The sequence below is a fragment of the Streptococcus oralis genome (assembly GCF_006175905.1).
In the GTDB taxonomy this organism is placed as follows: domain Bacteria; phylum Bacillota; class Bacilli; order Lactobacillales; family Streptococcaceae; genus Streptococcus; species Streptococcus oralis_BG.
Genome location: NZ_SSNB01000001.1, coordinates 279,053 through 305,970, shown reverse-complemented (window position 1 = coordinate 305,970; position 26,918 = coordinate 279,053). Strand labels below are relative to the sequence as shown.

The following is a 26,918-nucleotide window of genomic DNA, read 5'->3' as shown; positions in this document are numbered from 1 at the left end:
AGAGTTAGGATAGAAATATGTTCCATCAATTTATCACCAGATCTCAAACGGTTCCTCCTCCCATTTCCCTCTTTTGGTATGGGATCATGATGCTTACTTTAGTACTTTGTATTTATGGAGCGCTTGTTTATCACAAAAATCCGAAATTTGTCCGCTTGTTTAAGGGGATTCAGATCCTCCAGTTGCTAGCTCTTTATAGTTGGTATGTTGGTTTTGGGATTCCATTTTCTAATAGCCTTCCATTTTACCATTGCCGTTTAGCCATGTTTGCGGTGGTTTTCTTGCCAGATAAATGGCGGAGCAAGCAATATTTTGCCCTCTTAGGAGCAAGTGGAGCGGTCTTTGCTTTGGTTTACCCAGTTTTTGATCCCTATGATTTCCCCCATATCACCAGTTTTTCATTTTTGATTGGGCACTATGCCCTTCTAGTGAATTCCTTGGTTTACTTGATGAATCACTATGACAAGACCTTGCTTAAGAAATATATGATTGTAGCCTATACCTTTATTCTCAACCTCTTTCTAGTTGGGGTTAATCAGGTGACGGGTGGAAATTATGGTTTGTTAAACAAGACACCTTTTATTCCAGATGCTCCCTTGTGGTTAAAATACCTTCTTGTGTCTGTCATCCTCTCACTGGCTCTGGTTCTCTTTGATATCTTGTTCAAGAAACGGTGGAAAAAGAGAAATCAGGTGCAATCTGTGCTCTAGCTTGCCTTTTCATCGGATGAGCAATTGAAAAACTCCCTAAAATCCGCTATAATGGAGAGTTGAAAGGAATGGTAAAATCCAATGTAAACATCATTCTTAGCTACTGAAACAACTAAAAATAGAAAATCAAAGAAAGAGAACTTATGACTATTCAAGAAGAAATTAAGAAACGTCGTACCTTTGCCATCATCTCCCACCCGGACGCGGGTAAGACAACCATTACGGAGCAGTTGCTCTACTTTGGGGGCGAGATTCGTGAGGCTGGTACGGTAAAAGGGAAGAAAACAGGGACTTTTGCCAAGTCTGACTGGATGGATATCGAGAAACAACGTGGGATTTCGGTCACTTCATCTGTTATGCAGTTTGACTACGACGGCAAGCGCGTGAATATCCTCGACACACCAGGGCACGAGGACTTCTCAGAAGATACCTATCGTACCTTGATGGCGGTGGATGCTGCGGTTATGGTCGTGGACTCTGCCAAGGGGATCGAGGCCCAAACCAAGAAATTGTTTGAGGTTGTGAAGCACCGTGGCATTCCAGTCTTTACCTTTATGAACAAGCTGGATCGTGACGGTCGTGAGCCACTGGATCTCTTGCAAGAACTAGAAGAAGTCCTAGGTATTGCGAGCTATCCTATGAACTGGCCAATCGGGATGGGGAAAGCCTTCGAAGGCTTGTACGACCTCTATAACCAACGTTTGGAACTTTATAAAGGGGATGAGCGTTTTGCCAGTCTGGAAGAAGGGGATAAGCTCTTTGGAGGCAATCCTTTCTACGCTCAGGTTAAGGACGACATAGAACTGTTGCAAGAAGCAGGAAATGAATTTTCAGAAGAAGCTATTCTTGCAGGAGAACTGACTCCGGTCTTCTTTGGTTCAGCCCTCACTAACTTTGGGGTGCAGACCTTCCTTGAGACCTTCCTTAAGTTTGCTCCAGAACCACATGGCCACAAGAAAACAGATGGCGAAATTGTGGATCCTTATGACAAGGATTTCTCAGGATTTGTCTTTAAAATTCAAGCTAACATGGACCCTCGTCACCGGGACCGTATCGCCTTTGTTCGTATCGTATCAGGTGAGTTTGAGCGAGGGATGAGTGTCAATCTGCCTCGTACTGGGAAGACTGCCAAGCTTTCTAATGTCACTCAGTTTATGGCTGAAAGTCGTGAAAATGTAACCAATGCCGTGGCAGGTGATATCATCGGGGTTTACGATACCGGTACTTATCAGGTTGGAGACACCTTGACGGTTGGAAAAAACAAGTTTGAATTTGAACCCCTTCCAACCTTTACACCTGAGATTTTCATGAAAGTTTCTGCTAAGAACGTTATGAAACAAAAATCCTTCCACAAGGGGATTGAGCAATTGGTGCAAGAAGGAGCCATTCAGCTTTACAAGAATTACCAAACTGGTGAGTACATGCTAGGAGCTGTTGGACAACTCCAGTTTGAAGTCTTTAAGCACCGCATGGAAGGCGAATATAATGCGGAAGTAGTCATGAGCCCAATGGGTAAAAAGACCGTTCGCTGGATCAAGCCTGAGGACTTGGATGAGCGCATGTCCTCAAGCCGCAATATCTTGGCCAAAGACCGTTTCGATCAACCAGTCTTCCTCTTTGAAAATGACTTTGCCCTCCGCTGGTTTGCAGACAAGTATCCAGACGTAGAGTTGGAGGAAAAAATGTAACTCAGCACTAACAATTGGAACTAAAGTTCCTAATTGTTGGACGCTAGTCGCTATTTGGCGAACTAGCTAACTGCCTTACTAACTACGTTTGGCAAATAGAATCGATTTGCCAAACTCCGTGTCGTAGTGTAAAATCGGCTTACCTAAACGCTTCACTAGGAAAAATCCACGAATATTATTGATTCGTGGGTTTTTCCGTCGTAACCACATTTTACAAATGAAATCGATTTGTAAAACTCAGTGTCGTAGATTACGGCTATTAATTAGTGTGGCATTTTGCTTAAATGCGTCGTAAGAAAAGTCCTCGAATATTATCGATTCGTGGATTTTTTGTTGGAAAGGATAGAAAGTTGCTATACCTAGAGATATGATTGGTCTATTTTACTGTTTTATTGAGGTAATGTTGCCCTATTTGAGCAAATTTTATAAGAGTAAGTTGGTTTCTGTTCTTTATGGTATACTAGAGATACAGATAAAATTTGAACACACCAACCGGAGGAACATATGGAAAAACAGATTAATGAGAAAATTATCGAAATAGTGCATCAAGCCAACGATATGATTCCAGTTGAGTGGGATGACCTTTATATTAATTTTGAAGTGGATAGAACCTTAAGTGGAGGAATTAACTTTTTCTTCAAATACAATGGAGAGTACCATTATTTCTTTTATATTCCTCGAGATTTTGGCGTTTCTAAGTTGGAATTTTTTGAGGAATACGATAAATTATTTGAAAAAGTTCAAGAACTAAAAAAAGTATTCATGGATAACGAATTGAGCGATTGGTCAGCAGGCTTGATTCATTTAGATGAAAACAATAAGTTATCAATGGACTTTGATTATGCCCCATGGCTCGAAAGTGGCTTTGGACCAAGTGCAAGAACCTCTTTTTTTCAATATAAATATTTAGGCAAACAACCAGCTAATGAAAAAGAACTAGAACAGTTCAAGGCTATGGAAGCCTTCCAGCAGGAACATAATGGAAAATAGTTTGCTTGGATAAGAGGAATAAGACCAGATTAGTGAGGAAATTCAATGGTAAAATTTTCAAAAATAGATAAACAACTTAAAAAAGAATTGAAAAAAGTTCAGCGCAATGCAGCAAAAAAAGTACAATTAAAGTCTCGAGATTGGGCCTATTTCAACAAAGTAGGAGACTATCTGGTCTCGTATAGGATTAATATTAATTTTCCAGATAATGAGTTTCGTTTGACAATTGACCCTTATATCAAACCATATATTTTTGATGATATCTTTTGGGAAGTTTTTGATATGGCGAGTAATTCGCAGGAGCCCATGAGTCTTCGAGCAGTTGGAGCTTTTACAGTCGATAGTTTATCATTACCATATAGGATGGTCAAAGAAGACTGGACAATGGAGGGTCTTGATTTAGAAAAAGTCGAATCCAAGGTTTTTGAGGTGCTCTCAGAAGTGCATGAAGAAGTTGTAAAACTTATAAATAGCTTCCCAACTTTTGAAGACTTCTATGCCTATACGGTCAAGAACGGACCTAGTCTTGTAGGTTATGATTTAATAGGAATGCTATTAATGATCCACCGGGAGCAGTATGCAGAGGCACTCCAAAAGGCTGAAGGCTTGATTGCAAAGCGTAAATTCGGAGACTTCCAAAATAAGGGTAAATGGATTAATGAATACATTGTGGATTATTGTAAAGAAAAACTCAAGGAAGATTAGGATGTCTAGGTTCCGTGCTTGTCTTTAAATGTATAAACCAAACCGGAGGAACATATGGAGAAACAGATTAATGAGAAGATGAAAGAGATTGTATATAAAGTAAATGATATGATTCCAGTTGAGTGGGATGACCTTTATATTAATTTTGAAGTAGATAAGACGCTTAGTGGTGGCGTGATATTTTTCTTTAAATATAAAGGAGAATATCATTATTACATGGATATTCCATCTTTATTTGCTATCCCTAAGACAGAATTCAGAATAGATTACATAAATCTTTTTGCTTTAGGTGAAGATATGAAGAAGATTTTCATCGAGCAGGGTCTGGCAGAGTGGTCCGCCTTTACAATCAAAGTGGATGAAAACAATAAAACCTCTTTGGACTTTGACTATGCACCATGGAATAAAAGTAAATTTGGACCAACGGATAGAATAGAATTCTTTGAATACAAGTATCTCGGCAAGCAACCAGCTAACGAAAAAGAACTTGAGTTGTTCAAGGCTATGGAAGCCTTTCAGCAAAAATATAATGAGAACTAGTTTCATGGATAAACGGCCACCCTCGAGGTGGCCTTTTATGGTATACTGGAAGTGTAGAGCCAGTAAATTTGGTGATAACTTAGCATCGGTCAGAAAGCAAGTAACAAATTTCCAAAAAAAGTATTGAGATAAAAGGAGAATGGAGATGGGAAACAAACTGTTAATGCCAGGAATGTCGTTCGGTCACGTTAGTTCAGTAGCGCTGGAAAATTTAAAAAGGGGCTTACTTTCAGTAAATGATGAGAGAGAATGTGTATTGCTGATTGCTGAAATCTTAAAAAAGGGAGATTTTACAGTAAAAGACTTGCTGATTGACTTGATGAACCAGACAAAAGATGAAGCCGTAGTCAATCTTTGTATTCGATTGTTTTGTTCAGTTTGTACACATGATGATTTAAAAAAAGTTGAAAATTTTCATTTTTTAAGTTCGGCTTCAGAATTTGCGATATTTACTTTTGTCGCTGGCGCTGTGGAAACAATGTCCTATGAAGTCGTTCCTTATCTTCTTACTCTGTGGGAGGAGTGGGAAGATACAGAAACCGAAGTGGAGTACGCTATTCAAGATGCTTTGGATAGTTTTCTCAACTATCGTTCAATTATAGAGGAAAATGCAAGATTAGAAGAAGTTGGAAGTTTATATTTTGATGTAATAAAGCACAAGAACTTAGATTACTATTATTATAAAACTCTTCAGGTTTTTCCTGGTTTATTTACACAAGAAATTATGACTGCTCTTTACATCGCTGCTCAAAAAGAACAGAAATACCATCTTTATCTTCAGGCTTCCCTTCTGTCTATTTACACAGGCAAGCAGGTCCCAGTGGATACCAATACTCTTATTTCAAAAAATGAAATTGATTTGATGGTTGGTTATATTGATGACTTATCAGAAAAAGACTGGACGGAAGGTATGAAATATTTTTACGGCCAACCAGTTGAAGAACTTGTAAAATAATGAAATGGACGATTGATAACAAAGGACTACTCTCGAGGTGGTCTTTTATTGTTTTCCAAACGCTAGTCCATAGGGTTTATGGTATACTAGGATTGTAGAGTTGCTAAGACAGAAGACCCATTTGAACCTAAATTGGAGGATGCGTTGGAAAAACAGATTTATGAGAATATGAGAAAGTGATGGAAATCATATTTTTAAAGATAATAAATCTTACAATAAAGTTATTACCAGTTATCAAAAGAGTATTTTGTAGAACAATGAAAATAAAGGATAGTAAGGAAGTTTTGTGGTAATTGTTGGAAAGGACATATATAATTAGTGAGGTAAATAAATGTGGCTTGAACTTTTAAGAAGAGTAGATAGAATTGAATCTGGTTATGGGGAAAAGCTAAATTCTCCAATTGATTTAGAGAAAATTAAATTTCTTAGTCAAAATGAAACAAACGAAGTTAAGACATTCATGGTGCAAGAATATTCACGATTTATAACAAAAGTAAATGGTCTTGATTTTAATGGGTGCGTTCTTTATGGTTTAAAAGCAGATGATAGTTGTTCTTCAGAGATTTATGATTTCTTTGAGTATAATAAAATTTGGCATGAAGTCGAAGAAAATAAACAGTTTGTTTTTATTGGAGAGAACAATATTAGTTGGTTTGTATATAATCCTAGTAATGATGAATATTTAGAATTGGATATGCCATCTGCGGATGTAGTTGAAAAATTTAATTCTTTAGATGATTTACTTGAAAGTTTTCTTTCAGATGCTCTTGAATGTGCCTCTTAAAAAGATAGGTAAAATATGATAAATAATTTTCCAACGGTAGATATGGAATCCATCCAGAAGGAACATAATGGAAATAGTTTGAACTGATAAACGGCCACCCTCGAGGCGGTCTTTTATTGTTTTCCAAACGCTAGTCCATAGGGTTTATGGTATACTGGGATTATAGAGTCAGTTAATTTGGTGATAATCTGGCAGAGGTATCATCAAACTCTAACGCCTTTTGTGAGAATTTCCATAAGAGTGTAGTGAAACTGAAAGATAACATAGCTCATGCTGGAGCAAACTTTAAGAGGAGAATCAAATGAAATACGATAAAATTAAAATTGCACAGGAAATAGCCAGAGCTGTAGGGGGAGTTCCTCAAGCCTATACATTTAGAAATCACGATAACAAATTAGATATATTTATTGGAGAGAATCGTCCGGACGATGATTTAACAACTGCAGCAACAATCGGTTTATCAGAATATACCATTTATCGTCGAATAAATGATAAGCCTTTAAGAGTTGAAATCATTGGAGCAGCTGATGCAGAGCTGGAATATTTTCCAAATATTATAGCAGACTGTGGTTTTAATATCGTGAGAGGAGAATATAGCATCTCTCTTGGGGCAGTCTATCCAAATATAATTAGAAATTACTATCCAAATGCAAAAGTAAATCATATATTTTTCACTCAGCCTTTCTTGTGGGAACTAGAGTCTTTTGATTTTGATGAAGAGTATGTTACGTGGCTACAAGCTATCCCTATTACAGAAGCTGAGCTTCAATTTATAGAAAAGCATGGAGTCGAAGTAGGAGCGCAGAAGTTGGAAGCATTGTTTGAAGAGCATCAGATAGATGTTTATGATTTTATGAGGCCTTCTGTAGTGTAATAAATTTTTTATCTTTTTTCAGGAGCAGGGGTAGAGACCTGCTTTTTTTAAAACTCATCAATATCCGTTGTATGTCCGATCTTTCTTTCAGCTGACGTGCGAATTCCGTCATTGATGGAATCTACTACATATCTGATTGGAATGAGGCACGCAATTTTATAGAGTAGCTCTCCGAAAGGAGCTGGTAGCTACGATGAACACTCTATGGATTTGGATTTTTGCCTTACAATTTATTGGGTCAAAAAAATTTTTGCTCTAACCACCTTCGAGGTGGTCTTTTTGCAGTTTATCAAGGAGTGGGATATAGGGTTTATGGTATACTAGAGATACAGATAAAATTTGAACACACCAACCGGAGGAATATATGGAACAACAGATTAATGAGAAAATTATTGAAATCGTGCATCAAGCCAATGATATGATTCCAGTTGAGTGGGATGATTTGTATATTAGTATTGAATTAGATAGAACATTGAGTGGAGGGATTTATTTCTTTTTTAAAAGCTTGAATGAGTATCAATATTTTTTAGATATTCCAAGTTTATACTCACTATCAAGTGAAGTGTTTGATAAAGAATACGACATTTTATTTGAAAAAGCACAAGAACTGAAAAAAATATTTTTAGAGAATGACCAAGCAGATTGGTATATTTGTATTATCCATTTAGATGATAACAACAAGCTTTCAGTCGACTATGACTATGCTCCATGGTTAGAAAGTGGTTATGGGCCAGTCATTCGTAAGAACTTTTTCAGATATAAGTTTCTTGGTTTTGAGCCAAGAAACGAAAAAGAGCTTGAACAGTTCAAGGCTATGGAAGCCTTCCAGCAGGAACATAATCAAAAGTAGCATAAGCTTGATTAAATTTTGAAGAATGTGATTTTTTGAGCATTGCTGTTAATGCGAATCGGAGGAAAAAATGCTAGAAAACTTTATTAAAGTGGCAGATATGCCCAAAGATGTTATTGAAAAATATAAAAATCAAGTTCCAGCTGAGTTGGTTCAAATTTGGCAGGAGGATGGTCTGGGAACCTTTTTAGATGGTTATTTGAAGGTGATTAATCCAGAGGATTATCTTGAACTTCTCCAAGATAGTTATTTCAGAGGAGATGTCGCTTTTCCTATGTTTGTAACAGCATTTGGAGATATTATTACTTGGGAAAAGAATACCTACGTGGGAATTGTCCAATATAATATTCAAGATTTGGATATTATGATTAAGCGTATGGACCGTTTCATAGAGTATGTTGATGATGAAGATTTCAAAGACGATTATTTCGATATTCCACTCTACAAAAAAGCGGTCGCCAAACATGGTCAATTAGCCTACGATGAGTGTTTCGGTTTTGTTCCTTTGCTGGCCTTGGGAGGCGTAAAAGATGTAGACCACATGGATAAGGTAAAAGTCTTGGAGCACATTTACCTCATGTACCAGCTTACAGGTGGTGTGATGGACGACTAGGAGTTGCTATTTCTTTTTTGAGAACAGTGTGAGGGAATAAAATTCCCTTCCAAATGCAAAACACAAGAACCTCAGAGGAATTCTCTGAGGTTCTTTGCGTTTTAGTTTCCATATTTTTGGTAAAAATCGACCTTGACCTGGATAAAGGTTTCGGCTTCGCGTAGTAGTTGCAGGAGGGTGGCACGGGTTTCAAACTCCTCACGTGTTTTCGGGAGACTCCGATTGCGGAAGACTTGCAGATAGCGTTCGATGTCATCAAGTAGGTCATGAGCAGGATTGGTCTGACTTAGCTGAGCAGCAATCTTAGAAAAGAGCTGGGCCAAGATCAAACTCTCACTTGCGGCCAGATGACAGGTATTGATCTGCTGGGCCATATTTCGCAGGATGCGACTTTGTCTCTGTCTCATCTCAAAGTAGTGGATGTGGTAGTCCGTCTGGTGAAAGAGATGGTCCGAGTGATCCAAATAAACCAGTTTGAGAGCTTCATCGAGGAGCTTGTCTAATTGGTCAACGAGTTGGGCTTGATTGCGTCCGTCTCCTCTTGACAGATAGTATTTAAAACGAAGCAGGATGTCTTTTAATTTTTCTTCGACCTGAAGGTGGTAGCTTTGGATGGCTTTCTCACGAGAGGGCATGTAAAGGTTGACCAACAGAGCAAAGCTTGTCCCGATGAGAAAGAGGAGTACTTCATTAAGCAAGAGCTCTGGGGAAGTAGACTCCTGTATCAAGAGATGACCGACCAAGACACTGCTAGGGGTGATGCCGATTTCCCAACCCATTTTATAGGCTAAAGGGACATAGAGAGCCAGATAGAGGCCCAGACTCCAGATGTGAAAGCCCGTCAGCTGAAAGGCTAGAACACCGATAGCGAGCGCTAGGATCATGGAAAAGAGGCGGTTACGTGCTAATTTCAGCGTGCTTCTGCGTGTGTCGGAGAGGCTTAAGAGGGCGATAATTCCAGCTGAAACTGCTGATGATAAATCTAAAAAATAAGCGAGAAAACAAGCGAGACAGGTCGCTAAGATCAGTTTTGTCGTACGTTGAGTGAGGGACATGAAAATTTCCTAAACTAATAGAATCAAGTGTTTAACGAGGAATCAGAGACTAGGGACGAAGTTTTCGGTTTGTAGCATACTCGGCAACTGCTGTAAAGAGGACATCTGTTGAAGAGTTCAGGGCTGTTTCACAGGAGTCTTGCACGACCCCAATCACAAATCCGACTCCGACAACCTGCATAGCCAAGTCGTTGGAAATCCCAAAGAGGCTACAAGCCACAGGAATGAGGAGAAGGGATCCCCCAGCGATTCCAGAGGCCCCGCAGGCAGAAATGGCAGCCACGACACTGAGCACAAATGCTGTCCCAAAGTCTACCGAGATTCCGAGTGTGTTGACGGCAGCCAGGGTCAGGATATTTATGGTAACAGCAGCGCCAGCCATATTGATAGTCGAACCAAGCGGGATGGAGATAGAGTAGGTGTCAGGATTCAGTCCCAAGTCTTGGCAGAGTTTCATATTGACAGGGATATTTGCAGCAGAGCTACGAGTGAAAAAGGCTGTAATACCACTGACACGTAGGCATTTCAAAACAAGGGGATAGGGGTTTTTCCTCATAAAGAGAAAGGCGATGAGCGGGTTGATGATGAGAGCGACAAAGGCCATAGTAGCAATCAAAAGTCCTAGGAGGACACCGTAGTTAGCCAAACTGGCAATGCCCTTGTCAGAGATGGTCTTGAAAACCAAGCCTAAAATCCCAAAGGGAGCTAGGTTGATAATCCATTCCACGATTTTAGAGGTGACATCTGCCATGGTTCTCAGTAATTCTTTACTGTGTTTACTTGCCTCTCTCATAGCTAAGCCAAAGATAACTGCCCAAGAGAGAATACCGATATAATTGGCTTCAACAATGGCATTCAAGGGATTGTCCACCAGTTTGAGCAGGAGATTGCTGAGAACTTGGGTAATTCCATCAGGAGCGGTAACTTCTGTATTAGCACTGGTCAAAGCAATCTGAACCGGCAGTAGAAAGCTGGCCAGGACGGCTGTCAGGGCAGCAGCGAAAGTCCCAATCAAGTAGAGGAGGATGACAGTCTTCATATTGGTACTTTGCCCTTTCTGATGTTGGGAAAGAGCATTGGCAACAAGGGCAAAAACCAAAATAGGAGCGATGGCTTTCAGTCCTCCTACAAAGAGATCGCCAAGTAGACCAATTCCTGTAAAACTAGGAAAGAAGATTCCTAATGAAGCGCCCAAAAGCATACCAATGAGGATTCGTTTGATGAGGCTTGCCTTGGTCCAGGCTCTAATGATTCGTTTCATAGCAGTCTCCTTCAAAATGTATTGTTTATAATTATAGTATAAATATGCTATAGAGGCAAGTGATATTTTGAAAACAGGGCCGATAATTGAATAATTATGAAAGAAAAGAGAAGGGCGATTTTATGGTATAATAGGGAAAAGGAGTTTTATATGCAAGATTTTTTTCAACGCTATTTTGATAAACTTGATTTAACAACCATGTTAGAGAATCTCTTGACCAAGGTGATTTCTCTTTTGATTTTGTTTTTACTATTTTATATAGCTAAAAAGATGCTTCATGCAACTGTACGAAAGATTGTCAAGCCCTCGCTTAAATTTTCCAATCGAGATGCAGGAAGACAAAAGACTATCTCCCGTTTGCTGGAGAATGTCTTTAACTACATTCTTTATTTCTTTCTGCTCTACTGTATCCTGTCTATTTTAGGTTTGCCAGTTTCTAGCCTCCTTGCTGGTGCGGGGATTGCCGGGGTGGCCATTGGTATGGGGGCGCAAGGCTTTCTATCCGATGTCATCAATGGCTTTTTCATCCTCTTTGAACGCCAGCTTGATGTGGGCGATGAAGTGGTTCTCACAAATGGACCGATTACCGTTTCTGGAAAGGTCGTTAGCGTAGGGATCCGTACAACTCAACTGCGAGGTGACGATCAAGCCCTTCACTTTGTTCCAAATCGTAATATCACCGTCGTCAGCAATCTATCTCGTACTGAATAGGCCGGCTATTTTAGCAGATTTGTGGTACAATAGAAGGAGTTTGGTAAAGGAGAGAGTATGCTATTTGTAGAGAAAAAATTAGGTCACGATTGTACGTGGATAGACCTTGATGTAGACAAGATTAAAAACATGGAAGACCTTTCGGATGTCTATGGATTGGACAAGGAAACCATCGAGTATGCTCTGGATAGAAATGAGCGTGCCCACATGGACTATCACCGTGAAACGGGAACGGTAACCTTCATTTATAATGTTCTTGACTTAGAAAAAGACAAAGAATATTATGAAGCGATTCCGATGACCTTTATCGTTGAAAAACAACGGCTGATCACAATTAGCAACCACAAGAATAGTTATGTGATTAAACGAATGGCATCCTACCTTGAAAGCCATGAAGTTGTTTCAATCTACAAATTTCTTTTTGCCAGTTTAGAGATTATTAGCAATGCTTATTATCCAGTGATTGAAGAGATGGATAAAGGTAAGGATGAAATCAGTGCACTTCTTCGTCAAAAAACAACTAAAAAAAATCTTTTTGCTCTCTCTGACTTGGAAACTGGTATGGTTTACCTGACTGCTGCTGCCAAACAAAATCGTCTCCTCTTGGAACATATCCAAGGACATGCCCTTTATCGCAGTTTTAACGAAGTTGAGAGAGAACAGTTTGACGATGCCATGATTGAAGCGCATCAGTTGGTTTCGATGACAGACTTGATTTCTCAAGTTTTGCAACAACTCTCAGCCTCTTACAACAACATCCTAAATAATAATCTAAATGATAATTTGACAACTTTGACAATTATCTCAGTCTTGCTAGCTATCCTTGCAGTTATTACAGGATTCTTCGGAATGAATGTTCCCTTACCGTTTGCAAATGAACCAAATGCTTGGATTTATATTTTGCTAGCTAGTCTCATTTTATGGGTAGTCTTAGCCCAATATTTAAAGAATATTGCTAGAAATTAAAAAGAAAAGGAGCCAGAATGGCGATTGAAAATTACATGCCAGATTTTGCTGTGGAAGCAGTTTATGATCTGACAGTCCCAAGCCTGCAGGCGCAGGGGATCAAGGCTGTTTTGGTCGATTTGGATAATACCCTCATTGCTTGGAACAACCCTGATGGGACGCCAGAGATGAAGCAATGGTTACATGACCTTCGGGATGCAGGCATTCGCATCATAGTGGTATCAAATAATACAAAAAAACGGGTACAACGCGCAGTTGAGAAGTTTGGGATTGATTACGTTTATTGGGCCTTGAAGCCTTTCACTTTTGGGATTGACCGTGCCATGAAGGAATTCCACTATGAGAAAAATGAAGTGGTCATGGTCGGCGACCAACTTATGACGGATATACGAGCAGCGCATCGTGCAGGCATTCGCTCTATCTTGGTCAAGCCCTTGGTTCAACATGACTCTATCAAGACGCAGATTAACCGAGCTCGCGAGCGTCGTGTCATGAAGCAAATTACTGAAAAGTACGGACCGATTACATATAAAAAAGGAATCTAACTATGGAAGAAATTCTCTGTATTGGTTGTGGAGCAACCATTCAGACGACAGACAAGGCTGGTCTTGGATTTACTCCCCAGTCGGCACTTGAAAAAGGGTTGGAGACTGGCGAAGTTTATTGCCAACGCTGTTTCCGTCTTCGTCATTACAATGAAATCACAGATGTCCAGTTGACGGACGATGATTTCCTCAAGCTCTTGCACGAGGTGGGTGACAGTGATGCCTTGGTGGTCAATGTCATTGATATCTTTGACTTTAATGGCTCTGTCATCCCTGGCTTGCCACGCTTTGTATCGGGCAATGATGTCCTCTTGGTTGGAAATAAGAAAGATATCCTGCCCAAGTCTGTTAAACCGGGCAAGATTAGCCAGTGGCTGATGGAGCGTGCCCACGAAGAAGGACTTCGTCCAGTGGATGTCGTCCTGACTTCAGCACAGAATAAGCATGCTATTAAGGAAGTCATTGACAAGATTGAACACTACCGTAAGGGCCGCGATGTCTACGTAGTTGGGGTAACCAACGTTGGAAAATCAACTCTCATCAATGCAATTATCCAAGAAATCACGGGTGACCAGAATGTCATCACGACTTCACGATTCCCAGGAACAACCTTGGACAAGATTGAGATTCCGCTTGACGATGGATCTTATATCTACGATACGCCGGGAATCATCCACCGTCACCAGATGGCCCACTACTTGACGGCTAAAAATCTCAAGTATGTCAGCCCTAAAAAGGAAATTAAGCCCAAAACCTATCAGCTTAATCCTGAACAAACCCTATTTTTAGGTGGTCTCGGACGCTTTGATTTCATCTCAGGAGAAAAGCAAGGTTTCACCGCTTTCTTTGACAATGAACTCAAACTCCACCGTACCAAGCTTGAAGGCGCTAGTGCTTTCTACGACAAGCACCTCGGAACCCTTTTAACGCCACCAAATAGCAAGGAAAAAGAAGATTTTCCAAAACTAGTCCAACATATCTTTACCATTAAGGACAAAACCGATCTAGTCATCTCAGGCCTAGGCTGGATCCGCGTAACAGGCACCGCCAAAGTCGCCGTCTGGGCACCAGAAGGCGTAGCAGTCGTCACACGAAAAGCAATTATTTAAACACAGAAAGGAAAGAGTTGTCTGGATTCGAGCGAGCTCTGCGAGCCTATAACGAATACTTTTCGCCGTGGTGTCAGTTGGTACAAGGAGTTGTACCAACAAAGGAAAATTTGAGACCTTAGGCTCAAATTTTAGTCATGAAAGTCCGAAGGACTTTGCTGACGTCCGTCACCACTTCAGAAAAGTATTAAAAGAAACTCTTTTTAAGAAATTATGTCATTAACATCAAAACAACGTGCCTTTCTCAACAGCCAGGCACACACCCTCAAACCCATCATCCAAATCGGGAAAAATGGACTTAACGACCAAATCAAAACCAGCGTCCGCCAAGCTCTTGACGCCCGTGAATTGATTAAAGTTACTCTCTTGCAAAATACAGATGAAAACATCCACGAAGTGGCTGAAATCTTGGAAGAAGAAATCGGTGTGGATACTGTCCAAAAAATCGGACGCATCTTGATTTTGTTTAAACAATCCAGCAAGAAAGAACATCGCAAGATTTCCAAAAAAGTCAAAGAAATCTAAACACCTACTCCAAACAACTGTTTTTACAGAGAATTAAAGGAAGACGAGCCTATGGCAATCGAATTATTGACTCCCTTTACCAAGGTAGAGTTGGAGCCAGAAATCAAGGAGAAAAAACGCAAACAAGTCGGGATTCTAGGGGGAAATTTTAACCCTGTTCACAATGCCCATCTTGTTGTGGCGGACCAAGTACGACAACAGTTGGGGCTGGACCAGGTCCTGCTTATGCCCGAATACCAACCACCTCATGTAGATAAAAAGGAAACCATCCCCGAGCACCACCGTCTCAAGATGCTTGAGTTGGCGATTGAGGGGATTGAAGGCTTAGCCATTGAAACTATTGAGCTGGAGCGCAAGGGCATTTCTTACACCTACGACACTATGAAGATTTTGACAGAGCAACATCCAGATACGGATTATTACTTCATTATCGGGGCTGATATGGTGGACTATCTGCCTAAGTGGTACCGAATTGATGAGCTAGTCGACATGGTTCAGTTTGTGGGAGTCCAGCGACCACGCTACAAGGCAGGAACTTCCTATCCAGTTATATGGGTAGATGTGCCCCTTATGGACATCTCATCCAGCATGGTGCGTGATTTCCTTGCCCAAGGTCGGAAACCCAACTTTCTCCTACCTCAGCCAGTGCTAGACTACATCGAGAAGGAGGGGCTTTACTGATGGCATACCAAGACTATATCAACTGTTCCCGAGAGGCTTTGTTGGAAAGAATGGCAGAGCTTCTACCTGAAAAACGTTTAACCCATTGTTTGGGTGTGGAGCGTGCAGCCATAGAACTGGCTCAGCGCTTTGGTGTGGATAGTGAGAAAGCAGGTCTAGCAGGACTTCTCCACGACTATGCTAAAAAGTTGTCAGATCAGGAATTTCTAGACTTGATTGACCGTTATCAGCTAGACCTCGACCTCAAAAACTGGGGAAACAATGTCTGGCATGGCATGGTCGGAATTTACAAGCTTCAAGAAGATTTGGATTTGCATGATTCTGAAATCCTGCGAGCTATTGAAATCCATACTGTCGGTGCTGGTCAGATGACCGAGCTAGATAAGGTCATCTACGTCGCAGATTATATCGAACACAATCGTGCCTTTCCAGGAGTGGACCAGGCGCGTGAAATTGCAAGTTTGTCGCTTAATAAGGCTGTGGCCTATGAAACGGCACGTACCGTGGAGCATCTAGCTCATCAGGGATTCCCCATCTATCCCCAAACCCTTGAAACCTATAACGCCTTTGTGCACTATTTGAAAGAGGACTAAATGAAGGAAAAAGAATTATTAGAACTAGTCGTGAAAGCGGCTGATGAGAAACGTGCGGAGGATATCCTCGCACTTGATGTACAGAATTTGACCAGTGTGACAGACTACTTTGTTATCACTAGCTCAATGAATAGCCGTCAGTTGGACGCAATCGCTGATAACATTCGTGAAAAAGTAGCTCAAGCTGGTTTTAAAGGCAATCATGTCGAAGGTGATGCAGCTGGAGGCTGGGTCTTGCTAGACCTCGGCGGTGTCGTTGTGCATATCTTTTCAGAAGAAATGCGTGCCCACTATAACCTAGAAAAACTTTGGCATGAGGCACATTCTGTAGATTTATCTGAAACCTTATAGTCTTTTCCTTTATCTTTTATTACGGCGTTAACTCGTCTTGCCTAACTTCTGTTATGCCTGCAACTCGTTGCCTAGTAATAAAAGCAAACGAAAAGACTATAGTGTACAATTGAACTCAGTTGCAGTCAACTGGGTTTCTTTGCTTATTTTAGAAAGGATTTGAACCCGTCCTGTAATCGTCGGAAAATAGATAGCCTTCCTTGGAGCTCGGCTCCATCGTCAAGCTCCTAATTTTCATTCCGATTACGGGCGGACTTGGTATCATGTTTTATGGCGACTTATGAAACCTTTGCGGCGGTCTATGATGCGGTCATGGATGACAGTTTATACGATAAATGGACGGATTTTTCTCTGCGTCATTTGCCTAAGACCAAGGAGAGAAAGAAGCTTTTGGAATTGGCTTGTGGAACAGGTATCCAGTCTGTGCGCTTTTCTCAAGCAGGCTTTGATGTGACGGGGCTTGACTTGAGCGCAGATATGCTGAAGATTGCGGAGAAGAGAGCTGCTTCAGCCAAGCAAAAGATTGATTTTATTGAAGGCAATATGCTGGATTTATCCAAGGCAGGTCAATACGACTTTGTCACGTGTTACTCTGACTCTATCTGCTACATGCAGGATGAGGTGGAAGTAGGGGATGTCTTTAAGGAAGTGTATAATGCCCTCAATGAAGACGGAGTCTTTATCTTTGACGTGCATTCAACCTACCAGACGGATGAGGTTTTTCCAGGCTATTCTTATCATGAAAATGCGGAAGATTTTGCCATGCTTTGGGACACCTATGAGGACGAAGCTCCTCACTCCATCGTGCATGAGTTGACTTTCTTTATCAAGGAGGCTGACGGTTTCTTTAGTCGTCACGATGAGGTACATGAGGAGCGAACCTATGAGGTCTTGACCTATGATATTTTGCTGGAACAGGCTGGTTTCAAGTCTTTCAAACTCTATGCGGACTTTGAGGACAAGGAGCCGACAGAAACCAGCACCCGTTGGTTTTTTGTCGCGCAGAAGTAGGAGAATATCATGACCATCACTGGTATTATCGCGGAGTTCAATCCTTTTCATAATGGGCACAAATACCTGCTTGAGCAGGCAGAGGGACTGAAAATTGTGGTCATGTCTGGGAATTTCATGCAGCGTGGAGAACCTGCTATCGTTGATAAGTGGGCACGGGCCCAGATGGCACTGGAGAATGGCGCAGACTTGGTAGTGGAATTGCCCTTTTTAGTCAGTGTTCAGGCGGCAGACTTCTTTGGTCAAGGGGCTGTGGATATCTTGACTCGATTGGGCATTGATAGGCTGGCTTTTGGGACAGAGGAAGTTCTGGATTATCAAAAAATTGCAGACTTATATACAAATCAAGGTAGTGAGATGGAGAAATTTGTGGATAATCTGCCTGACTCTCTCTCCTATCCCCAGAAAACCCAAGCCATGTGGAAGGAATTTGCAGGTCTTGATTTTTCAGGCAATACCCCCAATCATGTCCTTGCTCTTGCCTATGCCAAGGCGGTTGCTGGACGCAACATCAAACTGCATCCGATTCAGCGTCAGGGAGCGGGTTACCATTCTGTGGACAAGGATATGGACTTTGCCTCAGCGACAGCCCTTCGTCAGCATCAATCAGACCAAGATTTCTTAGAAAGCTTTATGCCTTCCGTTGCCCTCTTTGAGCAGGCTAGTAAGGTGAGTTGGGACGATTATTTTCCCTTGCTCCGCTATCAAATTTTGTCAAATCCAGACCTAACCACCATCTATCAGGTCAATCAAGAAATGGCAGTGCGCATCAAGGATGCCATCAAGACAGCCCAGTCTGTAGAAGAGTTGGTCGAGGCGGTTGCGACCAAACGGTACACCAAGGCGCGTGTCAGACGCCTCTTGACCTATATCTTGGTGCAGGCTAGAGAAAGTGACTTGCCAGAAGGGATTCATGTCCTTGGATTTACTGAAAAAGGCAGACAACACCTCAAATCTCTGAAAGACCAAGTCCATCTAGTTAGCCGAATTGGGAAAGAGCCTTGGGATGCTATGACTCAAAAGGCAGACCAAATCTATCAACTGGGGCAACCAAGTATAGCAGAGCAAAATTTCGGCAGAGTACCCATTAGAAAAGAATCAAACTAAGTCTACTGAAAGGTAGGCTTTTTTAGGTCTTTTTCCGAATAAATAGATAGAAAAGAAGAATCTTGTACAAGTTCCTGACAATTTCTTTCTTTTCGTGTATAATAGTGGAAAAGAGGTAAAACGAGGTATGGTTATGGAAGCAGTTCTTTACTCAACATTCCGAAATCATTTAAAGGACTATATGAAAAAGGTAAACGATGAATTTGAGCCTTTAACGGTGGTCAATAAAAATCCAGATGAGGATATTGTAGTTCTTTCAAAGAGCGAGTGGGATAGTATTCAGGAAACCCTAAGAATTGCTCAAAATAAGGAACTTTCTGAAAAGGTTTTGCGAGGAATGGCTCAAGTCCGTGCTGGAAGCACTCAGGTACATGTTATTGAGGAGTGAGGAATGCTACTCAAATTTACAGAAGATGCCTGGGCAGATTATTGCTACTGGCAAACTCAGGACAAGAAAACACTGAAAAGAATCAACAAACTAATCAAGGATATTCAACGCGATCTTTTTGTAGGAATGGGTAAACCAGAACCACTCAAGTATGACTACCAAGGAGCTTGGTCGCGTCGTATTGATGCAGAAAATCGCTTGATTTATATGATGGATGGAGATAGCGTGGCTTTCTTATCTTTTAAGGATCATTACTAAGTCTACTGAGAGGTAGGCTTTTTTATTGTATGTTTTAATGAAAATGTCATTTTTAAGAGTTAGAAAGTTTGTTTTGTGATTTCAGAACTTTCTTCTAAAATTCACACAAAACTCTTCAATTTGGGTTTGTGAAAATCGGTTTTTTATGATAGAATATTAAGGAATGTATGTCATTCGATAAACAAATTTAATGAGGTAAAAACATGGAAATCATGACACTTGCGATTGCTGTTTTTGCCGTCATCATTGGTTTAGTCATTGGATATGTCAGCATCTCAGCTAAGATGAAATCATCTCAAGAGGCTGCAGAGTTGATGCTTCTAAATGCTGAACAAGAAGCAACTAATTTACGAGGACAAGCTGAGCGCGAAGCGGATTTATTGCTAAATGAAGCCAAGAGCGAAAGCAAGTCTCTTAAAAAAGAAGCACTATTGGAGGCCAAAGAGGAAGCCAGAAAATACCGTGAAGAAGTGGACGCTGAATTTAAGTCAGAACGTCAGGAACTCAAGCAAATCGAAAGTCGTTTGACGGAGAGAGCTACGAGCCTTGATCGCAAAGACGACAATTTGACGAACAAAGAAAAAACACTTGAACAAAAAGAACAAAGTATTTCTGATAGAGCAAAAAACCTTGATGCACGTGAAGAGCAATTAGAGGAAGTCGAAAGACAAAAAGAAGCTGAACTTGAACGTATCAGTTCCCTTTCCCAAACTGAGGCTCGAGATATTATCTTGGCTCAGACAGAGGAAAATTTGAGCAAGGAAATTGCTAGTCGCATTCGTGAGGCTGAGCAAGAAGTCAAGGAACGGTCAGACAAGATTGCGAAAGATATCTTGGTTCAGGCTATGCAACGTATCGCTGGTGATTATGTAGCAGAGTCAACAAACTCGACAGTTCACCTACCAGATGATACCATGAAAGGACGTATTATCGGTCGTGAAGGGCGTAATATTCGTACCTTTGAAAGTTTGACAGGGGTCGATGTGATTATCGACGACATGCCAGAAGTGGTCACCTTGTCAGGATTTGATCCGATTCGTCGTGAAATTGCTCGTATGACCATGGAAATGTTGCTCAAGGATGGTCGTATCCACCCAGCTCGTATCGAGGAGTTGGTGGAGAAAAACCGTCAGGAGATTGACAATAAAATCCGTGAATACGGTGAGGCTGCTGCCTATGAGATTGGTGCGCCAAACCTCCATCCAGACTTGATGAAGATCATGGGACGCTTGCAGTTCCGTACTTCATATGGACAAAATGTCTTGCGTCATTCGATTGAGGTTGCTAAGTTATCTGGTATCATCGCCAGTGAACTTGGTGAAAATGCAGCTCTTGCCCGTCGTGCTGGATTCCTTCACGACATCGGAAAAGCTATTGACCGCGAGGTTGAAGGTAGCCACGTTGAGATTGGTACGGAGTTGGCTCGTAAGTACAAGGAACACCCAGTTGTAGTGAATACGATTGCTAGCCACCACGGCGATGTTGAAGCCGAAAGCGTCATTGCAGTGATCGTTGCTGCAGCAGATGCCTTGAGTGCAGCGCGTCCAGGTGCTCGTAGTGAATCTCTTGAAAGCTATATCAAGCGTCTCCATGACTTGGAAGAAATCGCCAATGGCTTTGAAGGTGTGCAAAACAGCTTTGCCCTTCAAGCAGGACGTGAGATTCGTATCATGGTTAATCCAGGACAAATCAAAGACGACAAAGTCACAATCTTGGCTCATAAAGTTCGTGAGAAAATTGAAAACAATCTCGATTACCCAGGAAATATCAAGGTAACCGTGATCCGCGAACTTCGTGCAGTAGATTATGCTAAATAAATAAGAAAGAGCAGTTGAAATATTACTGCTTTTTTGTTACACTAGATAGAAAGACTGTAGAAGGATAACTGACGCTATCATCACTATCCGAGAGAAATTTCACTTTATTTCACAGACTAACTAAAGGAGACATAATGGCAGACCGAGGCTTGCTAATCGTTTTTTCTGGTCCTTCAGGAGTTGGGAAAGGAACGGTTAGAAGAGAGATTTTTGAGAGTTCTGAGAATCAATTTCAATACTCTGTATCGATGACGACACGTGCGCAACGTCCTGGTGAAGTGGACGGAGTGGACTATTTCTTCCGTACTCGTGAAGAGTTTGAAGAGCTGATCCGTCAAGGTCAGATGTTGGAATATGCAGAATATGTCGGTAACTACTATGGAACTCCTCTGACCTATGTCAATGAAACTCTGGACAAGGGAATCGATGTCTTTCTTGAGATTGAAGTGCAAGGAGCTCTTCAGGTTAAGAAAAAGGTTCCAGATGCTGTCTTTATCTTTTTAACACCACCAGATTTGGATGAATTGCAAGATCGTTTGGTAGGTCGTGGAACAGATAGCGCTGAAGTGATTGCCCAACGAATCGAAAAAGCCAAGGAAGAAATTGCCCTCATGCGTGAGTATGATTATGCCATTGTCAACGATCAGGTGCCCCTCGCTGCTGAACGTGTCAAGCGTGTGATCGAAGCAGAACACTTCCGTGTGGACCGTGTCATTGGTCACTACCAGGAGATGTTGCCAAAATCTCCAACTACTCGATAAACTATAGGAAACAGGTACAAGCAAATGATGTTAAAACCCTCTATTGATACCTTGCTAGACAAGGTGCCATCAAAATATTCACTCGTAATCTTGGAAGCAAAACGCGCCCACGAACTAGAAGCAGGTGCGCCAGCAACTCAAGAGTTTAAGTCTGAAAAATCAACTCTTCGCGCTTTGGAAGAAATCGAGTCTGGAAATGTAACCATTCACCCAGATCCAGAAGGAAAACGTGAAGCGGTTCGTCTCCGTATCGAAGAAGAAAAACGCCGCAGAGAAGAAGAAGAAAAGAAAATCAAAGAGCAAATCGCTAAAGAAAAAGAAGATGGTGAAAAAATTTAAGGTTGGGGGGACTCAATCTTATTTTTTCTATTGCAAGAATGTACTGACAAGAAGGAGGTGAGAAGATGGCTATCGCAAAGATTATCGTGGATGTTCCCCTTATGCAGACGGACCAGCCCTATAGTTATAAGGTCCCTGAGGAATTTGTAGAGATGCTGGAAGTCGGTATGCGGGTTCATGTCCCCTTCGGCAAGGGTAATCGTTTGATACAAGGGATTGTGCTTGGCCTGGAGTCCCAGTCGGATGAAGAGATGGAAGGTCAGGACTTGAAGGAGATTGCAGAGGTGCTAGACTTTTCTCCCGTCTTGACTCAAGAGCAACTCTGGCTGGCTGAGGAGTTACGCAAGTCTGTCTTTTCTTATAAAATCTCCATTCTAAAAGCCATGTTGCCGGGATTTTTAAACTCCAGTTATGATAAGATTCTCTATCCTTTGGAAGGCCTAAGTCAGGCAGACAAAGAGCGTCTGTTTGGTTCCGAAGATTCGCTAGCCTTTTCTTCTCTAGACCTTGCTAAACAGGCAGAAATGATGCGCTTGACCAGGAAAGTTCTGCTCCGCTTAGAATACCAGGCAGTCGATCAAAAGAAGGTCAAGACCCAGTCTTGGTATGAAGTTGATGCCACTCAGCTAGAGAAGATCGAGATTTCTGCGCGTGCTAAGAAAAAAGCAGAGCTGAGAGACTATTTGCTGTCTCATCCTGAGAGTGCTCCTCTGGCTAGTTTGTTAGAGTCCTACTCACGCGAGCAAGTCAACTTCTTTGTGGAGCAAGGAGCTGTGTCCATAGTCCAAAAGGAAGTGCAACGCTCAGCCGCTTATTTTGAAGGCATTGAAGCCAGCCAACCTTTGGAATTGAATCGGGAACAAAGACAGGCGCGTGATGCGGTTGTCAGTGCTATTGGCAGTCAACAGCCTCCATTCCTCCTTCAAGGGATTACAGGAAGTGGGAAAACGGAGGTTTATTTGCAGATCATCCAAGGAGCCTTGGACAAGGGTAAGACAGCTATTTTACTGGTTCCTGAGATTTCTCTGACGCCACAAATGACGGAGCGGTTCATTGCTCGTTTCGGCGACAAAGTAGCCATTCTTCATTCAGGCCTGTCTAATGGTGAAAAGTACGATGAATGGCGCAAGGTCGAACGTGGAGATGCTCAAGTTGTTGTTGGAGCCAGATCGGCCATCTTTGCTCCTCTGAAAAATCTGGGTGTCATCATTATCGATGAAGAACATGAAGCCAGTTACAAGCAAGACAGCAATCCGCGTTACCATGCTAGAGAGGTCGCCATTTTACGGGCTCAGTACAATCAAGCAGCCCTAGTCCTTGGTTCAGCAACACCGAGCTTAGAGAGCCGTGCGCGGGCTGGAAAAGGCGTCTACCAACACTTACGTCTGACCCAACGGGCCAATCCTTTAGCCACTATTCCTGAGGTTCAAGTGATTGACTTTCGGGACTATATCGGGCAAAACGAGACATCAAACTTTACCCCTCCTTTGCTAGAAGCTATCCAAGACCGACTGGATAAAAAAGAGCAGGTAGTCCTCATGCTCAACCGTCGGGGCTATTCTAGCTTTGTTATGTGTCGGGAGTGTGGGACTGTGGATACTTGTCCCAACTGTGACATTTCTCTCACTCTCCACATGGATACCAAGACCATGAACTGCCATTACTGTGGCTTTTCTAAGGGAATTCCTCATGTCTGTCCCAACTGTCAGAGTCGCAGCATTCGCTACTACGGTACAGGGACTCAGAAAGCTTACGATGAGCTGGCAGAGCTCTTTCCTCAGGCACGCATTCTGCGGATGGATGTGGATACGACCCGCAAGAAAGGCAGTCACCAAGCTCTTCTTGACCAGTTTGGCCAAGGTGAAGCAGATATCTTGCTGGGAACTCAGATGATTGCCAAGGGCTTGGATTTTCCAAATGTGACCTTGGTCGGAGTGCTCAATGCAGATACGGCCTTGAATCTGCCTGATTTCCGTTCTTCTGAGAGAACCTTCCAACTCTTGACCCAGGTGGCTGGTCGTGCAGGTCGAGCGGAAAAGGCTGGGCAGGTCTTGATCCAGTCTTACAATCCTGAGCACTATGCCATTCGATTTGCCAAGGAGCAGGATTATGAAGGCTTTTACGCCTATGAAATGAGCATCAGGCGCCAACTCGGCTATCCGCCTTATTATTTCACTATTGGGATTACCCTCTCTCACAAGAAAGAAGAAGAGGTTGTCAAACGTGCCTATGAAGTTATGGGAATTTTGCGCTCAGGTCTATCGGAAACTAGTAAAATCCTGGGTCCAACGCCCAAGCCCATTGCTCGTACCCACAACCTTTATCATTACCAGATTTTGATTAAATACCGTTTAGAAGATGAGCTGGGTCCAACCCTCAACCAGGTCTTGGCCTTGACTCAAGAACGTGAAAATAGCGAGCTTCGTCTCAGCATTGACCACGAACCGCAGCAATTTTTATAAGAAGGAGAAGAAATGACAAAACTAATCTTTATGGGGACCCCTGATTTTTCAGCGACAGTTTTGAAGGGGTTGTTATCAGATGATTGTTACGAGATTCTAGCTGTTGTGACCCAGCCAGACCGCGCTGTCGGCCGTAAAAAAGTGATCCAAGAAACTCCAGTCAAGCAGGCTGCAAAAGAAGCAGGCCTTCCTATTTACCAACCAGAAAAATTATCTGGAAGCCCAGAGCTGGAAGCTATCATGAATTTGGGGGCTGATGGGATTGTGACCGCTGCTTTTGGACAATTTCTCCCAAGTAAACTTCTTGATAACATGGATTTTGCGGTCAATGTTCACGCCTCCCTCCTTCCCAAACACCGCGGTGGTGCGCCTATTCATTATGCCTTGATTCAAGGAGATGAGGAAGCTGGTGTGACCATTATGGAAATGGTTAAAGAAATGGATGCAGGAGACATGATTTCCCGTCGCAGTATTCCTATCACAGATGAGGATAATGTCGGCACCTTGTTTGAGAAATTAGCCATTGTTGGTCGTGACTTGCTTTTGGACACCCTGCCTGCCTATATTGCTGGGGAGATTAAGCCTGTGCCTCAGGACCCAAGCCAGGTCACTTTCTCGCCAAATATCAAGCCAGAGGAAGAAAAGCTGGATTGGACTAAAACCAATCGCCAACTCTTCAACCAAATCCGTGGAATGAACCCCTGGCCTGTTGCCCATACGTTTCTCAAAGGCGACCGCTTTAAGATTTATGAAGCCCTACCAGTAGAAGGTCAGGGAAATCCAGGTGAGATCCTCTCTATTGGCAAGAAGGAATTGATCGTCGCAACGGCTGAAGGAGCTCTATCTCTCAAGCAAGTGCAGCCAGCTGGCAAACCTAAGATGGATATTGCTTCCTTCCTCAACGGAGTTGGTCGTACTTTGACTATAGGAGAACGATTTGGTGACTAAAGTAGAAACAGCTAGAAATCTAGCTCTAGCAGTGTTAGAGGATGTTTTTGTCCATCAAGCATATTCCAATATTGCTTTAAATAAACACCTCAAGGGCAGTCAACTCTCAGCAGCAGACAAGGGCTTGGTGACAGAGATTGTCTATGGAACGGTAGCCCGCAAACTCACCTTAGAATGGTATCTGTCCCACTATATAGAAGACCGAGACAAGCTAGATAACTGGCTCTATATCCTACTCCTTATGAGCGCCTACCAGCTCCGATATTTGGACAAAATTCCAGATCATGCTGTGGTTAATGAAGCAGTGGAATTGGCCAAATTACGTAAAAAAGGCAGTGAGAAATTGGTCAACGCCGTCCTGCGTCGTATCTTACGAGAAGGCTGGCCAGATATTGACAGCATCAAACGTAAAAACAAGCGTGATTCCATTGCCTATTCTCTCCCAGTTTGGCTAGTATCTAAGCTCAAGGAAGAGTACGGGGAAGAGCGAGCCCAAGCCATTTTTGAAAGCCTTTTGGTGCGTAACAAAGCCAGCATTCGGGTGACTGACTTGAGCCGAAAAGAGGAAATCAAAGCTGTGTTAGAGACGACTGATTCCCCTTTGGCGGCCACAGGTCTGGTCAAGGAGCAAGGCCACTTTGCAGGTCATGATTTGTTCGCAGAAGGGGCTATAACCATCCAAGACGAGTCCAGTCAATTGGTTGCTCCCACTCTTGATCTGCAAGGCGATGAGCAGGTCCTGGATGCCTGTGCCGCTCCGGGTGGAAAAACAGCCCATATGGCTTCTTACCTCACATCTGGTAAGGTGACGGCTTTGGATCTTTATGACCATAAGTTGGACTTGATCCAAGAAAATGCGGAGCGTTTAGGTGTGGCAGATCAAGTGCAAACGCAAAAATTGGATGCCAGAAAGGTGCATGAGTTTTTTGAAAAGGACTCTTTTGATAAGATTTTGGTAGATGCTCCCTGTTCTGGGATTGGACTCTTGCGTCGTAAACCAGACATCAAATACAATAAAGAAACAGCAGATTTCATGTCCTTACAGGAAATTCAGCTGGAAATATTAGGTAGTGTTTGTCAAACGCTACGAAAAGGTGGTATAATAACTTATAGTACCTGTACTATTGTCTCTGAGGAGAACTTTCAAGTCGTTGAGGCGTTTTTAGAAAGTCATCCCGAGTTCGAGCAGGTTAAACTAGAACACGAATGTAAAGATATCCTGAAAGATGGCTGCATCCTGATTACTCCAGAATTGTATGGAAGTGATGGATTCTTTATCAGCCAATTTCGCAAGATATCAGAATAGGAAGGAACTGACACA

General features: G+C 42.2%; 30 protein-coding genes. 28 read left to right on the top strand and 2 right to left on the bottom strand.

Annotated elements, in window-relative coordinates:
* Positions 1-17 precede the first annotated feature (17 nt).
* From E7Y33_RS01490 to E7Y33_RS01445, 10 genes are all read left to right on the top strand, one after another.
* Positions 18-710, top strand: coding sequence for a YwaF family protein (locus tag E7Y33_RS01490; protein WP_125440843.1), 693 nt, complete (start codon positions 18-20; stop codon positions 708-710).
* Between the two features lie 143 nt (positions 711-853).
* Positions 854-2,398, top strand: a complete 1,545-nt coding sequence (locus E7Y33_RS01485; protein WP_139689452.1) for a peptide chain release factor 3 — start codon at positions 854-856, stop codon at positions 2,396-2,398.
* A 504-nt stretch (positions 2,399-2,902) separates the two neighbouring features.
* Complete coding sequence (locus E7Y33_RS01480; protein ID WP_139689451.1) at positions 2,903-3,388, top strand: TIGR01741 family protein; 486 nt, start codon at positions 2,903-2,905, stop codon at positions 3,386-3,388.
* A gap of 45 nt (positions 3,389-3,433) precedes the next feature.
* Entirely contained in the window at positions 3,434-4,093 is a 660-nt protein-coding gene (locus tag E7Y33_RS01475) for a hypothetical protein (protein WP_139689450.1), read from the top strand.
* Positions 4,094-4,147: 54 nt separating this feature from the next.
* Positions 4,148-4,633 carry an immunity protein YezG family protein gene (locus tag E7Y33_RS01470; protein WP_139689449.1) on the top strand — a complete coding sequence of 162 codons (486 nt, stop codon included), beginning with the start codon at positions 4,148-4,150 and terminating at the stop codon, positions 4,631-4,633.
* Positions 4,634-4,778: 145 nt separating this feature from the next.
* Positions 4,779-5,588 (top strand): Imm47 family immunity protein, encoded by an 810-nt coding sequence (imm47, locus tag E7Y33_RS01465; RefSeq protein ID WP_139689448.1) that lies wholly within the window; start codon positions 4,779-4,781, stop codon positions 5,586-5,588.
* 331 nt (positions 5,589-5,919) lie between these two features.
* A complete protein-coding gene (locus E7Y33_RS01460) occupies positions 5,920-6,372 on the top strand; it encodes a YrhA family protein (RefSeq protein ID WP_084849890.1) in 453 nt (150 codons plus the stop codon).
* A 301-nt stretch (positions 6,373-6,673) separates the two neighbouring features.
* Entirely contained in the window at positions 6,674-7,246 is a 573-nt protein-coding gene (locus tag E7Y33_RS01455; protein ID WP_139689447.1) for a suppressor of fused domain protein, read from the top strand.
* Between the two features lie 364 nt (positions 7,247-7,610).
* Complete coding sequence (locus E7Y33_RS01450) at positions 7,611-8,096, top strand: immunity protein YezG family protein (RefSeq protein ID WP_139689446.1); 486 nt, start codon at positions 7,611-7,613, stop codon at positions 8,094-8,096.
* Positions 8,097-8,166: 70 nt separating this feature from the next.
* Entirely contained in the window at positions 8,167-8,709 is a 543-nt protein-coding gene (locus E7Y33_RS01445; RefSeq protein WP_000892204.1) for a T6SS immunity protein Tdi1 domain-containing protein, read from the top strand.
* A 101-nt stretch (positions 8,710-8,810) separates the two neighbouring features.
* On the opposite strand, the gene E7Y33_RS01440 is transcribed toward E7Y33_RS01445, so the two are convergent.
* Together E7Y33_RS01440 and sstT are read right to left on the bottom strand one after the other, a co-directional pair.
* Entirely contained in the window at positions 8,811-9,764 is a 954-nt protein-coding gene (locus E7Y33_RS01440) for an aromatic acid exporter family protein (protein ID WP_139689445.1), read from the bottom strand.
* 49 nt (positions 9,765-9,813) lie between these two features.
* Positions 9,814-11,025 (bottom strand): serine/threonine transporter SstT, encoded by a 1,212-nt coding sequence (sstT, locus tag E7Y33_RS01435; RefSeq protein WP_139689444.1) that lies wholly within the window; start codon positions 11,023-11,025, stop codon positions 9,814-9,816.
* Between the two features lie 150 nt (positions 11,026-11,175).
* On the opposite strand from sstT, the gene E7Y33_RS01430 reads away from it, so the two are divergent.
* The 18 genes from E7Y33_RS01430 to rsmB all read left to right on the top strand — a co-directional run bounded on the left by E7Y33_RS01430 (position 11,176) and on the right by rsmB (position 26,903).
* Positions 11,176-11,736, top strand: a complete 561-nt coding sequence (locus tag E7Y33_RS01430) for a mechanosensitive ion channel family protein (protein WP_001150572.1) — start codon at positions 11,176-11,178, stop codon at positions 11,734-11,736.
* 57 nt (positions 11,737-11,793) lie between these two features.
* Positions 11,794-12,702 (top strand): magnesium transporter CorA family protein, encoded by a 909-nt coding sequence (locus E7Y33_RS01425; RefSeq protein WP_000899712.1) that lies wholly within the window; start codon positions 11,794-11,796, stop codon positions 12,700-12,702.
* A 17-nt stretch (positions 12,703-12,719) separates the two neighbouring features.
* The gene (locus E7Y33_RS01420) at positions 12,720-13,247 is read left to right on the top strand and encodes a YqeG family HAD IIIA-type phosphatase (RefSeq protein ID WP_006153778.1); all 528 of its coding nucleotides are present in this window, start codon (positions 12,720-12,722) and stop codon (positions 13,245-13,247) included.
* Positions 13,248-13,249: 2 nt separating this feature from the next.
* Positions 13,250-14,356: a ribosome biogenesis GTPase YqeH gene (gene yqeH / locus E7Y33_RS01415; protein WP_084944356.1), complete on the top strand. Its 1,107-nt coding sequence runs from the start codon at positions 13,250-13,252 to the stop codon at positions 14,354-14,356.
* A gap of 213 nt (positions 14,357-14,569) precedes the next feature.
* Positions 14,570-14,881 carry a ribosome assembly RNA-binding protein YhbY gene (yhbY, locus tag E7Y33_RS01410; protein ID WP_070657738.1) on the top strand — a complete coding sequence of 104 codons (312 nt, stop codon included), beginning with the start codon at positions 14,570-14,572 and terminating at the stop codon, positions 14,879-14,881.
* Positions 14,882-14,932: 51 nt separating this feature from the next.
* Positions 14,933-15,562 carry a nicotinate-nucleotide adenylyltransferase gene (locus E7Y33_RS01405; RefSeq protein ID WP_000963714.1) on the top strand — a complete coding sequence of 210 codons (630 nt, stop codon included), beginning with the start codon at positions 14,933-14,935 and terminating at the stop codon, positions 15,560-15,562.
* Positions 15,562-16,155, top strand: a complete 594-nt coding sequence (gene yqeK, locus E7Y33_RS01400; RefSeq protein ID WP_070568028.1) for a bis(5'-nucleosyl)-tetraphosphatase (symmetrical) YqeK — start codon at positions 15,562-15,564, stop codon at positions 16,153-16,155. The genes E7Y33_RS01405 and yqeK overlap by 1 nt, the downstream gene beginning before the upstream one ends.
* Positions 16,156-16,506, top strand: coding sequence for a ribosome silencing factor (rsfS, locus tag E7Y33_RS01395; protein ID WP_139689443.1), 351 nt, complete (start codon positions 16,156-16,158; stop codon positions 16,504-16,506).
* Between the two features lie 270 nt (positions 16,507-16,776).
* Positions 16,777-17,517, top strand: coding sequence for a class I SAM-dependent DNA methyltransferase (locus E7Y33_RS01390; RefSeq protein WP_139689442.1), 741 nt, complete (start codon positions 16,777-16,779; stop codon positions 17,515-17,517).
* Positions 17,518-17,526: 9 nt separating this feature from the next.
* Positions 17,527-18,624, top strand: coding sequence for a nucleotidyltransferase (locus tag E7Y33_RS01385; protein WP_139689441.1), 1,098 nt, complete (start codon positions 17,527-17,529; stop codon positions 18,622-18,624).
* 133 nt (positions 18,625-18,757) lie between these two features.
* Positions 18,758-19,012, top strand: a complete 255-nt coding sequence (locus tag E7Y33_RS01380) for a type II toxin-antitoxin system Phd/YefM family antitoxin (protein WP_202612938.1) — start codon at positions 18,758-18,760, stop codon at positions 19,010-19,012.
* A 3-nt stretch (positions 19,013-19,015) separates the two neighbouring features.
* Positions 19,016-19,270, top strand: a complete 255-nt coding sequence (locus E7Y33_RS01375; protein WP_139689439.1) for a Txe/YoeB family addiction module toxin — start codon at positions 19,016-19,018, stop codon at positions 19,268-19,270.
* A 203-nt stretch (positions 19,271-19,473) separates the two neighbouring features.
* Positions 19,474-21,087: a ribonuclease Y gene (locus tag E7Y33_RS01370; protein ID WP_139689438.1), complete on the top strand. Its 1,614-nt coding sequence runs from the start codon at positions 19,474-19,476 to the stop codon at positions 21,085-21,087.
* Positions 21,088-21,221: 134 nt separating this feature from the next.
* Positions 21,222-21,848 carry a guanylate kinase gene (gmk, locus tag E7Y33_RS01365; RefSeq protein WP_000775041.1) on the top strand — a complete coding sequence of 209 codons (627 nt, stop codon included), beginning with the start codon at positions 21,222-21,224 and terminating at the stop codon, positions 21,846-21,848.
* Positions 21,849-21,872: 24 nt separating this feature from the next.
* Positions 21,873-22,187: a DNA-directed RNA polymerase subunit omega gene (rpoZ, locus tag E7Y33_RS01360; protein WP_002875802.1), complete on the top strand. Its 315-nt coding sequence runs from the start codon at positions 21,873-21,875 to the stop codon at positions 22,185-22,187.
* Between the two features lie 65 nt (positions 22,188-22,252).
* Positions 22,253-24,649, top strand: a complete 2,397-nt coding sequence (locus E7Y33_RS01355; RefSeq protein WP_139689437.1) for a primosomal protein N' — start codon at positions 22,253-22,255, stop codon at positions 24,647-24,649.
* A 12-nt stretch (positions 24,650-24,661) separates the two neighbouring features.
* Entirely contained in the window at positions 24,662-25,597 is a 936-nt protein-coding gene (fmt, locus tag E7Y33_RS01350) for a methionyl-tRNA formyltransferase (protein WP_139689436.1), read from the top strand.
* Positions 25,590-26,903 carry a 16S rRNA (cytosine(967)-C(5))-methyltransferase RsmB gene (gene rsmB, locus E7Y33_RS01345; protein ID WP_161976018.1) on the top strand — a complete coding sequence of 438 codons (1,314 nt, stop codon included), beginning with the start codon at positions 25,590-25,592 and terminating at the stop codon, positions 26,901-26,903. The genes fmt and rsmB overlap by 8 nt, the downstream gene beginning before the upstream one ends.
* Positions 26,904-26,918 lie beyond the last annotated feature (15 nt).

Excerpts from the sequence above, each read along its gene's own strand:
- yqeH (WP_084944356.1), top strand. The coding sequence starts at position 13,250 with ATGGAAGAAATTCTCTGTATTGGTTGTGGAGCAACCATTCAGACGACA.
- gmk (WP_000775041.1), top strand. The coding sequence starts at position 21,222 with ATGGCAGACCGAGGCTTGCTAATCGTTTTTTCTGGTCCTTCAGGAGTT.
- E7Y33_RS01470 (WP_139689449.1), top strand. The coding sequence starts at position 4,148 with ATGGAGAAACAGATTAATGAGAAGATGAAAGAGATTGTATATAAAGTA.
- rpoZ (WP_002875802.1), top strand. The coding sequence starts at position 21,873 with ATGATGTTAAAACCCTCTATTGATACCTTGCTAGACAAGGTGCCATCA.
- E7Y33_RS01370 (WP_139689438.1), top strand. The coding sequence starts at position 19,474 with ATGGAAATCATGACACTTGCGATTGCTGTTTTTGCCGTCATCATTGGT.
- E7Y33_RS01430 (WP_001150572.1), top strand. The coding sequence starts at position 11,176 with ATGCAAGATTTTTTTCAACGCTATTTTGATAAACTTGATTTAACAACC.
- E7Y33_RS01440 (WP_139689445.1), bottom strand. The coding sequence starts at position 9,764 with ATGTCCCTCACTCAACGTACGACAAAACTGATCTTAGCGACCTGTCTC.
- E7Y33_RS01425 (WP_000899712.1), top strand. The coding sequence starts at position 11,794 with ATGCTATTTGTAGAGAAAAAATTAGGTCACGATTGTACGTGGATAGAC.
- E7Y33_RS01420 (WP_006153778.1), top strand. The coding sequence starts at position 12,720 with ATGGCGATTGAAAATTACATGCCAGATTTTGCTGTGGAAGCAGTTTAT.
- yhbY (WP_070657738.1), top strand. The coding sequence starts at position 14,570 with ATGTCATTAACATCAAAACAACGTGCCTTTCTCAACAGCCAGGCACAC.
- E7Y33_RS01450 (WP_139689446.1), top strand. The coding sequence starts at position 7,611 with ATGGAACAACAGATTAATGAGAAAATTATTGAAATCGTGCATCAAGCC.
- E7Y33_RS01380 (WP_202612938.1), top strand. The coding sequence starts at position 18,758 with ATGGAAGCAGTTCTTTACTCAACATTCCGAAATCATTTAAAGGACTAT.
- rsfS (WP_139689443.1), top strand. The coding sequence starts at position 16,156 with ATGAAGGAAAAAGAATTATTAGAACTAGTCGTGAAAGCGGCTGATGAG.
- E7Y33_RS01375 (WP_139689439.1), top strand. The coding sequence starts at position 19,016 with ATGCTACTCAAATTTACAGAAGATGCCTGGGCAGATTATTGCTACTGG.
- E7Y33_RS01385 (WP_139689441.1), top strand. The coding sequence starts at position 17,527 with ATGACCATCACTGGTATTATCGCGGAGTTCAATCCTTTTCATAATGGG.
- E7Y33_RS01460 (WP_084849890.1), top strand. The coding sequence starts at position 5,920 with ATGTGGCTTGAACTTTTAAGAAGAGTAGATAGAATTGAATCTGGTTAT.
- E7Y33_RS01485 (WP_139689452.1), top strand. The coding sequence starts at position 854 with ATGACTATTCAAGAAGAAATTAAGAAACGTCGTACCTTTGCCATCATC.
- E7Y33_RS01480 (WP_139689451.1), top strand. The coding sequence starts at position 2,903 with ATGGAAAAACAGATTAATGAGAAAATTATCGAAATAGTGCATCAAGCC.
- E7Y33_RS01475 (WP_139689450.1), top strand. The coding sequence starts at position 3,434 with ATGGTAAAATTTTCAAAAATAGATAAACAACTTAAAAAAGAATTGAAA.
- yqeK (WP_070568028.1), top strand. The coding sequence starts at position 15,562 with ATGGCATACCAAGACTATATCAACTGTTCCCGAGAGGCTTTGTTGGAA.
- E7Y33_RS01445 (WP_000892204.1), top strand. The coding sequence starts at position 8,167 with ATGCTAGAAAACTTTATTAAAGTGGCAGATATGCCCAAAGATGTTATT.
- imm47 (WP_139689448.1), top strand. The coding sequence starts at position 4,779 with ATGGGAAACAAACTGTTAATGCCAGGAATGTCGTTCGGTCACGTTAGT.
- fmt (WP_139689436.1), top strand. The coding sequence starts at position 24,662 with ATGACAAAACTAATCTTTATGGGGACCCCTGATTTTTCAGCGACAGTT.
- E7Y33_RS01405 (WP_000963714.1), top strand. The coding sequence starts at position 14,933 with ATGGCAATCGAATTATTGACTCCCTTTACCAAGGTAGAGTTGGAGCCA.
- E7Y33_RS01455 (WP_139689447.1), top strand. The coding sequence starts at position 6,674 with ATGAAATACGATAAAATTAAAATTGCACAGGAAATAGCCAGAGCTGTA.
- E7Y33_RS01390 (WP_139689442.1), top strand. The coding sequence starts at position 16,777 with ATGGCGACTTATGAAACCTTTGCGGCGGTCTATGATGCGGTCATGGAT.
- E7Y33_RS01490 (WP_125440843.1), top strand. The coding sequence starts at position 18 with ATGTTCCATCAATTTATCACCAGATCTCAAACGGTTCCTCCTCCCATT.
- sstT (WP_139689444.1), bottom strand. The coding sequence starts at position 11,025 with ATGAAACGAATCATTAGAGCCTGGACCAAGGCAAGCCTCATCAAACGA.
- E7Y33_RS01355 (WP_139689437.1), top strand. The coding sequence starts at position 22,253 with ATGGCTATCGCAAAGATTATCGTGGATGTTCCCCTTATGCAGACGGAC.